9 protein-coding genes are annotated in these 10,983 nt (G+C 32.8%); 4 read left to right on the top strand and 5 right to left on the bottom strand.

The genetic code is table 11. The annotated features are described in order from the left end of the window. Together AB8B90_RS07555 and AB8B90_RS07550 are read right to left on the bottom strand one after the other, a co-directional pair. The coding region (locus AB8B90_RS07555) for an inorganic phosphate transporter (RefSeq protein ID WP_405335305.1) at window positions 1-521 on the bottom strand (521 nt) is incomplete at its 3' end. Between the two features lie 71 nt (window positions 522-592). Next, entirely contained in the window at window positions 593-1,816 is a 1,224-nt protein-coding gene (locus AB8B90_RS07550; RefSeq protein ID WP_405335303.1) for a porin, read from the bottom strand. A 380-nt stretch (window positions 1,817-2,196) separates the two neighbouring features. Here AB8B90_RS07550 and AB8B90_RS07545 point away from each other — a divergent pair, with 380 nt between their 5' ends. After that, window positions 2,197-2,556, top strand: a complete 360-nt coding sequence (locus AB8B90_RS07545) for a toxin-antitoxin system YwqK family antitoxin (RefSeq protein ID WP_405335301.1) — start codon at window positions 2,197-2,199, stop codon at window positions 2,554-2,556. 63 nt (window positions 2,557-2,619) lie between these two features. Here AB8B90_RS07545 and AB8B90_RS07540 read toward each other — a convergent pair whose 3' ends face one another. Together AB8B90_RS07540 and AB8B90_RS07535 are read right to left on the bottom strand one after the other, a co-directional pair. Continuing rightward, window positions 2,620-3,819, bottom strand: coding sequence for a multidrug transporter (locus AB8B90_RS07540; RefSeq protein WP_405335299.1), 1,200 nt, complete (start codon window positions 3,817-3,819; stop codon window positions 2,620-2,622). A 47-nt stretch (window positions 3,820-3,866) separates the two neighbouring features. Further along, on the bottom strand, window positions 3,867-6,704 hold the full coding sequence (locus AB8B90_RS07535) for a TonB-dependent receptor domain-containing protein (protein WP_405335297.1): 2,838 nt from the start codon (window positions 6,702-6,704) through the stop codon (window positions 3,867-3,869). 179 nt (window positions 6,705-6,883) lie between these two features. Between AB8B90_RS07535 and AB8B90_RS07530 the strand changes: the two genes are divergently transcribed. Together AB8B90_RS07530 and AB8B90_RS07525 are read left to right on the top strand one after the other, a co-directional pair. Beyond that, window positions 6,884-8,227 (top strand): deoxyguanosinetriphosphate triphosphohydrolase, encoded by a 1,344-nt coding sequence (locus tag AB8B90_RS07530; protein WP_405335295.1) that lies wholly within the window; start codon window positions 6,884-6,886, stop codon window positions 8,225-8,227. Window positions 8,228-8,331: 104 nt separating this feature from the next. Beyond that, on the top strand, window positions 8,332-8,505 hold the full coding sequence (locus tag AB8B90_RS07525; RefSeq protein WP_405335293.1) for a hypothetical protein: 174 nt from the start codon (window positions 8,332-8,334) through the stop codon (window positions 8,503-8,505). Here the strand turns inward: AB8B90_RS07525 and dxs are convergent. Beyond that, complete coding sequence (gene dxs / locus AB8B90_RS07520; protein WP_405335291.1) at window positions 8,477-10,258, bottom strand: 1-deoxy-D-xylulose-5-phosphate synthase; 1,782 nt, start codon at window positions 10,256-10,258, stop codon at window positions 8,477-8,479. The genes AB8B90_RS07525 and dxs overlap by 29 nt on opposite strands. A 56-nt stretch (window positions 10,259-10,314) precedes the next feature. On the opposite strand from dxs, the gene AB8B90_RS07515 reads away from it, so the two are divergent. Next, a complete protein-coding gene (locus tag AB8B90_RS07515) occupies window positions 10,315-10,764 on the top strand; it encodes a nucleoside deaminase (RefSeq protein ID WP_405335289.1) in 450 nt (149 codons plus the stop codon). The last annotated feature ends 219 nt before the right edge of the window (window positions 10,765-10,983 follow it).

Genomic DNA, 10,983 nt, shown 5'->3' with positions numbered 1-10,983 from the left:
GAAACCCATTGAACAATTGCGCCTATTGAAAAGGCGACGACGACCGAAAGCAGTATCCCGAATATAATTTGAGAAGCCTTTGAAGTATTAATATAATTAATGACATCGGTAAAATCTCCTCCATCATGACCAATTTTTATTAAGGCCATAGCTACAGCTGCACCTAATAATTCAAAAACAATTGACACTGTAGTTGAGGTAGGCATACCGATGGTATTGAAAAAGTCTAATAATAAAATATCAGTAATCATTACTGCCATGAAAATAATCATGATTTCATTAAACATAAACTCGCCAGGATTAAAAATACCTTTCCTCGCAACTTCCATCATACCACTAGAAAACACTGCTCCAACTGCAACTCCAAGACTGGCAACAATCATAATAGTTTTGAACGAAATTGCCTTAGATCCAATTGCAGAATTCAAAAAGTTAACTGCATCATTACTAACACCAACTACCAAATCAGCAATAGCTAAAATAGCTAGAGCAATAATCATATATAAATAAATATTATCCATAATTTTTAATTAAAATAAGTTTGCAAATATCTTTAGTCTATTTAAGTGTAACGTTACCTAAATGTTATTTTTTAAAAATGAATATCAAAACCAAGTCTGAATGTTATATTGTGTTCATTACCATCAACAGTTGTATAACTAATATCAGATTGTACTTTTAATTTATGTCCAACAATAAATTTATTCACACCAAGCGTATATTGATTAGTTGGTAAAGCACCTGTTACATCCTCGAAATCTAGGGTTGTAAAACGTGCAGCAACTTCATAATTGCTTTTAAATAAATATCCAGCTTGCAAGTTTAAAGCGTTACCAGTTAATACAATATCTCCAGTTAAGTTACCATCTGAATCTGTAGCCAAAGTTCCATCAGAATTGGTTGCGATTTCATCATCAGCTGTTCTTTTAGCATATTCACCCATGAATGAAAAACCTTTGTATTTAAACATCGCATCAGCAAAAATTGTAGTTTGATCTGTTTCATATAATGAACCGTCAGATGTTATCATATAATCTCCAGCAAAACCTCTCTCTCTAACTGCATCTTGGTTATAATTGTATGTGAAACCAACCATTAACTTTGGTTTTTGTTCACGTTTTAAGTCTGATTGACTGTAATCTCCTTTGGATTTAAAAGTGCCAAATGGTAAAAACTCAAGACGTGCAGTATATTGCAAGCCTCCTTCATTCCCTTCAGAAACATTACGCCCTTCCCCTTGAGAAACAGATAATTTTTCACGCATTAAGAAGTGTTCTCCTAATTTGGTTTTATGACGTAGTTGAATACCTAAATCACGATCAATATTGAATCGACTATTCAAAAGTGAACGATCGATTAATTGCATGTTGGCAGATGACACCACACGTTCAACATTACCAGGAAGCTTAGTTTGTCCTGCCCAAAGCTCCCAGTTTTCAGCAAAATTCCACATGATAACTGCATCAAGAATGTATCTGGGTGTATTTCTATTAAAATCATTAGCACCAGAAATATCTCTATTAGAAAGTCCTAATTCAACTTTATATTTAAGTTTAGTACTATATGCGAAACCATCAAATTTTAAACGAGCACGTCGAACAATAAAATTATGTTCTGGACTTATATATTGATTACCATCATGATCCCATGATGATACTGAACGAACTTGGAATCTTGGCGCAAACTTCACACTAAAGGAACTGTCTTTTGCAACAAAATTTATCATTCCTTTACCAAAAGAAGTGTCGCTAATTTGTTGAGCTTGAGTAGAGAAAACTGTACATAGTAAAAGTACAATTATTAATTTAGATTTCATAAGGATTATTAGTTTTTGTCACTGCAAATAACTAACAATAGTATGAATCTAATGTTTCCTAAATATTAAGTTTTAAGAAAAAAAGGCTGCTTTGGCCAAAAGCAGCCACTTTAGAATTCATGATAATATAGTCGACAAAAACTAATAGATTATATGAAAACCTAAATACGCATTTTAAAATACAAGCAAATATCAATATTAAACCTGATTTTAATATCATCTTAATATTAAGTAATCATTAAAAAATGAGTAAAAAATACACGCCTCAACACCTTGGTTGTCAGTGTTTTGAACTCTTAATGTTAATTTAACGTTATGTAAATATTGCTTAAATGTTAAGTAATTGCTATATTTGATAAGTAATATTAAAACCCATAATAATGAAAAAGCAATTTGTATTAATTTTTGCGTTATTAATTTCGGTGGTTGCTTTTGCTCAACAAGAGCGCGATTTAAAACTTAATAAAGACGCTAATCTAATTGAAGTTATTTACTATCATGACAATGGAGTTGTGAGTCAAACTGGATTCTATACTGTAGATGGAGAACTTCAAGGTGAATGGCTAAGTTTTGATACTGAAGGCAAAAAATTAATTTCAGCGAATTATGATAATGGGAAAAAAGTCGGCAAGTGGTTTTACTGGAATAACACCACTTTAACAGAAGTAGATTATACAAACAACGCTATTACTAGCGTAAACGAATGGAACAACAAATCATCTGTTGCTCTTAGAAATTAAAAAACACTAAATAATAAAAATGGCATCCAAATTGGATGCCATTTTTATTTATAGACTAACTATTTATTCGATTGTCCAATTGGCTCCCCAAGTTGCATAATCTGTAGCAATACCATTTCCAATTCCAGATATAAAATCTGCTTCAGAAAATGTTTCACCAGTATCGTTTTTCATGTTTAAGATGACATCTACAAAAGAAACATCAGTGATATTTAAATCACCATTTAAAACACCTGTTCCTGTTGGATTTGTACTCATTGTTCCTGCATCACCATCTAAATCAAAACCTTCTTCAAAACCTTCAATATAGATATTATTAAATATACCTTGAGTTCCAGCTCTTAGACGAATAGCTTCATTACCTGTTGAAGAACCGTTTCCATAAATTGAAAGGTTATTTATTGTAGGCTTAGACCAAAAAATTGGATTTGAGTTGTTTCCAATATCAGTATTATAACCATCTGCTTCGATGCCTTTATCGTGCTCTGCTCCATGTTTAACATAGGCATTTGTAATTGTACCTCTATAACCTTCTGTCCAATCTATTGAATCATCCTGTGAGTTCACAACAGACACGAAACTAGCGTTTACTGTTCCACCAAAAAATTCAACACCATCATCTTTACCTTCAAATGCTTGAATATACTCTACTAACGTTCCATTTCCAACACCATAAAAAGAGAATCCGTTATTTTCTGATTGACCATCTGCAGCTCCACCAGAATAATCTACTCGCACATATCTTAAAATCCCTGAATCATCAGACATTTCAGTTCCTCCATAAGGTAAACTTGCAATTTCTGAAGTTGCAGTTGCAGCTCCAGTTACTGAGTTGATTGGTGCTCTTCCTAATATAATTAAACCTCCCCAATCTCCAGCAGCTGGTGAAGATGCATCTGAAGTTAGAATAATTGGATTATCAGCTGTTCCGTTTGCAATAATTCTTGCTCCTTGAGAAATTGCGATATAAACATTTGCTCCAGCTGCTAAAGCCTCGATGGTCATACCTGCAGGAATCGTTAATGTTGTTCCTGAAGCCATAATTAATGGTCCGTTAACGACATAACTATTATTGGCATCTAAATCTAAATCAGTGGTAAATGTTCCTGATAAGAAAATCACATCTGGATTGTTGTTATTTCCTCCACCATTATTATTTGTAATACTATTATCATTGATAATAATATCAGCTGTATCATCTGAAGTACAAGCATTAAATAGCATTGTGATTACTGCTAATCCTAATATTAAATTATTTTTCATGTTTCTTGTGTTTGATTAAAGTTCTGATTTTCGTTAATAGTTTATATTTAAAATTTGTATTTAAGTTGTATGGATACATCAATACCTCTTTCGTAATTAGTGACATCCTTACCATTTGGAGATGTTACTAAAACATCTCCTACCGAAGTACCTTCTCTAACAAATTGTACTGTTGGATTTAAAAGATTCCTAGCGGCTAGGTTGATCTGAAATTTTTCTGAAATTTGATTTTGTAAAACAAAATCTAAGTTTGGTAAGCCCTTTTCAATTACATTTCCTAATTGACCTGAGCCTAAAGCATCTATTCTGTCTGAAAAATAAGAGAAAATTAAGTTTGCAGCTGGCTTATAATTTCCAAATGTTGGAGAGTAATTAATATCGGCATTGATAATAAATGGAGAAGCACCTTGCAATTCTTCACTATCATTTCTAAAACTTACACTAAATAAAGATCCTTCAATAGAATCGTATAAATCCTGTTCTGTATGAATATAAGTTGCATTTAATCCAACAGAAAGCTTAGCCTTATCATCATCTTCACCAGTATTCATAATAAGGTTTTTTCTAACCTCAAGTTCTAGTCCATAAGCTTGCGCCTGATCTCCTGTTCTAAAAAAACGTTGTGTCCCAGTGGCATCAAATGCTACGACCTGATTTATTGGATCATTAATTTCTTTGTAAAATGCAGACACAGAGAATAGTTCAGATTTACTCATGAACCACTCATACTTTAAGTCTAAGTTTAAAATTTCAGAATAACCTAAAACGTCTGGATTACCACCTATTCTTTGAGATACACCTTCATAAACAAATGGTGCAACTTCTTTAAATTCAGGAAGAGAAATCGTTTGACTTGCTGAGAAACGTAAGTTTTGATCTTCAGTTAAACTATACTTAATATTTAAATTTGGTAAATACACGACATCTGAAAATGATCGGCTACCAACACCATCATTTCCTTGGTTAATCACATCATAATTAATGTTTTGTGTAAATGATTCTACTCGAATACCAGGAATAAATAACCACTTTTCACCTGCTTTTATTTCAGCATTTAAATACGCTGCATAAATATCTAAATTTCCTGTGTATGTATTTTCATCTAAACCTGGTCTATTCGTATTACCTAGAGTTATATTTCCATCATCTGAAATTGGGATTGGTCTAAATACTTTAATTGAATACAATCCATTTCCATTAGGATTTACCTGTAAATTATCTAAAGTGAAAAAACTATTTAGATGATTTGGATCTCCTGATTGTACTTGAGAGCCATTGATGTCATAGCCATAACGATTGTTATCGAAACTACGCTCTTTTTTTCTACCATTATACCCAATATTAAACTTCAAGTTATCATTAGCAGTATAGGCTAAGTTTAAAGTGCTATTGAGCTCTTCGTCTTCAATATTTTGAAAATATCTTTGATTATCAAAATCTACATTACTATAAAAAATAGGGTTTGTCGTTGGATCATTATCTAAAGCCGCATCATAATTCTCTAAGCTGATACGTTTTCTATCAGGTTCGTGAGCATTTACAACATTGTAACCAATTGCCCAATCTAAATCTAGTTTTTCAAAGTTATGCTTCCCCATTAATTGGTTTACATAAATAAGGTTTTGATTAAACTGAACATTCATTTGGTAAAACCCCTTATCGGTATTTGAGATGGCATCTCTATTACGACCTAAACCATCGATTCCAAAATAACCTACTCTATCAGAAGAACTATTAATAAATAGAGAATTAAATCGGAATGAATTTTCGCTATTCACCTTGAAGTTCAATCCAAGCATTGCTGTTGTTTGTGTTGAATACTCAAACTCTTCTGAATCTTCAAATGATTTTTTCTCAACATTAGTATAATCTGTGGTTACACCTCTTCGGTATTCAAAATTATTGCTGAAAGATCCTGTTCCATAGATACTTAATTTTTCGCCATTTTTAAAATCAAATGAGGTTCCAAAAGAACCACCAAAATTAATAGCAATTGGAGTATAGCCTTCAGCTGGATCAACACCATGAGATAATATCACTGCGAAAGGATTATTATCATATCTATTATAGTAACCAAAATAACTAGTCCCTTCACTTTTTACGAAACTTTTACCAGAAGCATTAGAATTGATAGAAGATCCTATTTCAAAATTAAAGAAGCTCTTTCCTTTAAAATTCTTAGATGAAATATCGACATTACCTGCTGAAAAATCAGCGTAAAATCTAGCCGAATAGGCCTTACTTATTGAGACATTTTCTATAACATCAGATGAAAATAAATCTAAATCAATATTTTTCTTATTAATGTTGTTTGATGGCAACGACAACCCATTTAAAGTTGTGTTTTGATAACGATCACCTAAACCTCTTACATATACATTACTAGAGCCTTCTTGTTTTGAAACACCTGATATTTTTGCAACTGCTCCTGCAGCATCACTCACACCTTTTCTTGATAACTCTTCTGCTCCAATACTTTGCTTGATTTCAACAGCTTTCTTTTGATCTAATAATAAAGCCGCTTCACTTTCTTTTCGTGTTGTAGTCTTAATTACAACCTCATCTAAAGATGCAGCACTCGCTACCATATCTACATTGAGTTTGGTAACTTCACCTGCAACAACTTCAGCAGAAATTTCTTGAGTTTCATAACCTATAAAACTAAATACCAAGACATAGGTTCCAGGTGATAACTCCTCAAAACTATATAACCCATCAAAATCTGATGTTGTTCCAGTAGTTGTTCCTTTAATTAACACATTACCAAAAGCCAAAGGCTCGTCATTATACTCTTTATCAATCATTTTACCAGCAATAGACCCAGTATCTTGGGCAAAACCTAGTGATGTAAAAAACAGTAGCGTTAGTAATACAAATAGTCTCATTAGTTGTTTTAATTTGTTGATGCAAAGAAACTGTCATTATGTAAAGTGAAGGTTAATACTAGGTTAAACCTAAATCATAAAAAAGTTATCTCAATGTTACCAAAGCTGTGTTTTTTTTAGTCAATGGAAACAATAATTTAACATTGATGTCATATCTTGCAGAAGCATAATAATTTACTATGAACTGGGAACAACTTTTATCTCTAAAACGGTTTGGTGACACACACAAAAGATTACGAAAAGAACAAGATGAAACGCGATTGGGCTTTGAAGTAGACTATGACAGGGTTATCTTTTCTTCAGAATTTAGAAGTCTACAAGATAAAACTCAAGTAATTCCATTATCTGATACTGATTTTGTGCACACAAGATTAACTCACAGTCTAGAAGTAAGTGTTGTGGGTAGATCTTTAGGTAGAAAAGTTGGGCAGAAGCTTTTAGAAAAGCATCCGCATTTAAAAGATACTTTAGGTTACAAAGCTAATGATTTCGGAACAATCATTGCAGCAGCTTCGTTAGCACACGACATTGGAAATCCACCGTTTGGACACAGTGGTGAAAAATCAATTGGTGAGTTTTTTAAAACAGGAAATGGAAAGTATTTCAAAGATGAATTAACTGATAAAGAATATCAAGATTTATGTGATTTTGAAGGAAATGCAAATGGTTTTAAAATTTTAACTGAAGGGAGACAAGGAAGAGAAGGTGGATTGCGTTTAAGTTATGCAACACTTGGTGCTTTTATGAAATACCCTAAAGAATCGCTTCCTAAGAAACCTACAACGCATATTGCTGATAAAAAATATGGTTTCTTTCAAACTGAAAAAAAAGCCTTTACAGATGTTGCAAAAGAGCTTGGACTAATTAAAAGAGGAGCTGCTAACGATATTAGTTTTTGCAGACACCCACTTGCTTTCTTAGTTGAAGCTGCTGACGATATATGTTATACTATAATTGATTTTGAAGATGGTATAAATCTTGGGCTGATACAAGAAGAATATGCACTTGAGTATTTAATCAACCTTGTAAGAGATACTATTAATACAAAAAAATACAATTTATTATCTACAACTCAAGACAGAGTGAGTTATTTAAGAGCATTGGCCATTAATACTCTAATCAATGAAGCTGTTGATTTATTTATGTCTAATGAAGAAGACATTCTCAAGGGAACCTATTCTAAAGCTCTGTTAGACCATAGTAGGTTTGAAGCGCAAATAAAAGATATTATAAAATTAAGTATTGAAAATATTTATCAATCTAAAGATGTAATTGATAAAGAGATTGCTGGTTTTAAAGTTATAGACGAACTTTTAAACATATTCACTAGTGCTGTTTCAAATCATTTCAAAGGACAACTATCAAATTTAGATAAATTAGTATTAAAAGTTTTACCCAAACACATAGATGTAAAACAAGATACGTTATATAAAAACTTACTATCTGTTTGCTTTTACATTTCAAAGTTATCTGATAGAAATGCTATACTCACATTCAATAAATTAAAAGGAAATCACTTATAATTTAAAAATGATGTATTATTAATTTGTGCATTTCATCGATTAAATTTGCATTTTAGCCTGATAATTGCATATATTGATAGTCCCAAAACTTAAAACCTACTATCATGAAAAAAAATTTCCAATTCATTGTTGTGATCTTTTTTGTGACTTTAGCCTTTTTAATCATGTTAAATGATGTCACAAATAATAGGAATCATGAGCACCAAAACACAGTAGAACTTTACCAAACTAGCATCCAAACAGATGTTGCTAATTCAGATTTAACTGATGAAGAGTAGTATTTAGAACCTTACAAATACTAGATACATCTATTTTCAGATGTAATTGTAATTCTGCCTTTGTACCATGATCTATAAACACATCAGGTATTCCTAAGACTTGTATTGTAGTTTTATAGTTATGTCTGGAGGCAAACTCGAGAACAGCACTTCCTAATCCTCCGTTTATGGTGCCATCTTCTAGTGTAATTATGTTTGAATATGCTTTACATATTTGATGTAATAAACTTTCATCTATAGGTTTAACAAACCTCATATCATAATGTGCTATTGTGTCACTATTATCAGTGATTTGAATGGCTTCAGTAACATTATGAGATATCGTTCCTACAGTTAAAACCGCCAAGTCACTTCCTGTTTTTAACTGTTCAGCTTTACCAATTTTAATTTTTGAAAAGGGCTGTTTCCAATCTAAAATATTGCCTTGTCCTCTGGGATACCTAATCGCAATTGGAAGCTCTGATCCTAACTGAGCAGTATACATGATGTTTCGTAATTCAATTTCATTTCTTGGAGCACATATAATTAAATTTGGAATGCATCTTAAATATGCCAAATCAAAAACACCGTGATGAGTAGCACCATCTTGTCCAACTAATCCTGCACGATCTAAGCAAAAAATAACTGGTAGCTTTTGTAAGGCTACATCATGAATCACTTGATCATAAGCGCGTTGCAAAAACGTGGAGTAAATATTACAAAACGGAATTAAACCCTGTGTTGCCATACCAGCAGCCAAAGTAACTGCGTGTTGTTCGGCAATGCCAACATCAAAAGCACGTTCTGGAATTTGTTCCATCATAAACTTTAAAGAGCTACCCGTAGGCATTGCAGGTGTAATACCTACAATGTTTTTATTTTTTTGAGCTAGCTCAACAATGGTATGTCCGAAAACATCTTGAAATTTAGGTGGTTGTTCAACCGTGTCTTTTGGTAATATATCTCCTGTCTCAGCATTAAATTTTCCTGGAGCATGATATTTGACCTGATCGTCTTCTGCTTGTTTTAATCCTTTCCCTTTGGTGGTTATCACATGCAAAAACTTCGGTCCTTTTATAGACTTTAAACGTTCTAATTCTGAAATAAGTATTGGTAAATCGTGACCATCTATCGGACCAGAATATTCGAAATTTAAAGCTTCAAAAATATTATCTTGTTTTTCTTTTCCTTTTTTTACGTTGGTTAAATATTGCTTTAAAGCACCAACACTTGGATCTATTCCGATGGCATTATCATTTAAAACCACAAGTAAGTTGGCCTCAGTAACTCCAGCATGATTTAAACCTTCAAACGCCATTCCACTCGCAATAGAAGCATCTCCAATAACTGCAATATGATGTTTATCTTCTCCTTTAATATGTGATGCAATGGCCATACCTAAAGCTGCAGAAATAGATGTTGAAGAATGTCCGACACCAAACGTATCATATTCACTTTCAGAACGTTTTGGAAAACCACTTATTCCTTCAAACTGTCTATTGGTATGAAAAACATCTTTTCTACCTGTTAGTATTTTATGACCATAAGCTTGATGACCAACATCCCAAACTAATAAATCTTTTGGTGTATTGAAGACGTAATGTAAAGCTAATGTCAATTCAACAACACCTAAGCTTGCACCTAAATGACCTTCTTTAGTTGCAACAATATTGATAATAAACTCACGCAACTCTTTTGCAAGTTGAGGCAGTTCTTCTGAATTTAATTCTCTTAAATCTGAAGGAAAGTTAATGTGGTCTAATAATTTTTTCATTCCCTTACAAATGTACCATTTGAAATTGTATTTTTGGTTAAGAAATTAAAGCTTAAATGGAAAACCCTTTTGACGACACATACTTTATGAAAAAAGCCTTGCAAGAGGCCGAAGATGCTTATGCAAAAGGGGAAATTCCTGTTGGTGCTGTCGTAGTAATTAAGGATCGTATTATTGCTAGAGCACACAATCTAACCGAATTATTAAACGATGTTACTGCACATGCTGAAATGCAAGCTATTACTGCTGCTGCTAATTTTTTAGGAGGAAAGTATTTAACTAATTGTACACTTTACGTGACCTTAGAACCTTGCCAGATGTGTGCTGGTGCATTGTATTGGAGTCAGGTTTCAAAAATTGTTTATGGCGCAAGTGATGAACAACGTGGATTTAAAACGTTGGGATCAAAATTACATCCTAAAACAGAAGTGGTTAGTGGTGTTCTCGCTGAAGACGCTTCAGAATTAATGAAACGTTTCTTTATTGAAAAACGGAACTTGAATTAAGTTACAATTTGCGTTAGCGATTGAACGGTTTGTTTGAGCTCTTTGCAGAAAGCGAGTAGTGAAAGCGCGACCCTTTAGGTAACGCACAAAAAAAACGCCTAACTTTCGTTAGACGTTGAAACTGTATAAAGTATATTCTTAGAGAACTTGCACGTTAGCGGCAACCATCCCTTTTCTTCCTTCTTCTTCGTTGTACTCTACATTATCGCCTTCGCGTAA

It is taken from the genome of Psychroserpens sp. (assembly GCF_045105015.1).
In the GTDB taxonomy this organism is placed as follows: Bacteria; Bacteroidota; Bacteroidia; order Flavobacteriales; family Flavobacteriaceae; genus Psychroserpens.
Note: the sequence above shows the minus strand (reverse complement) of the source record. Positions and strands in the feature narration are given on the sequence as shown.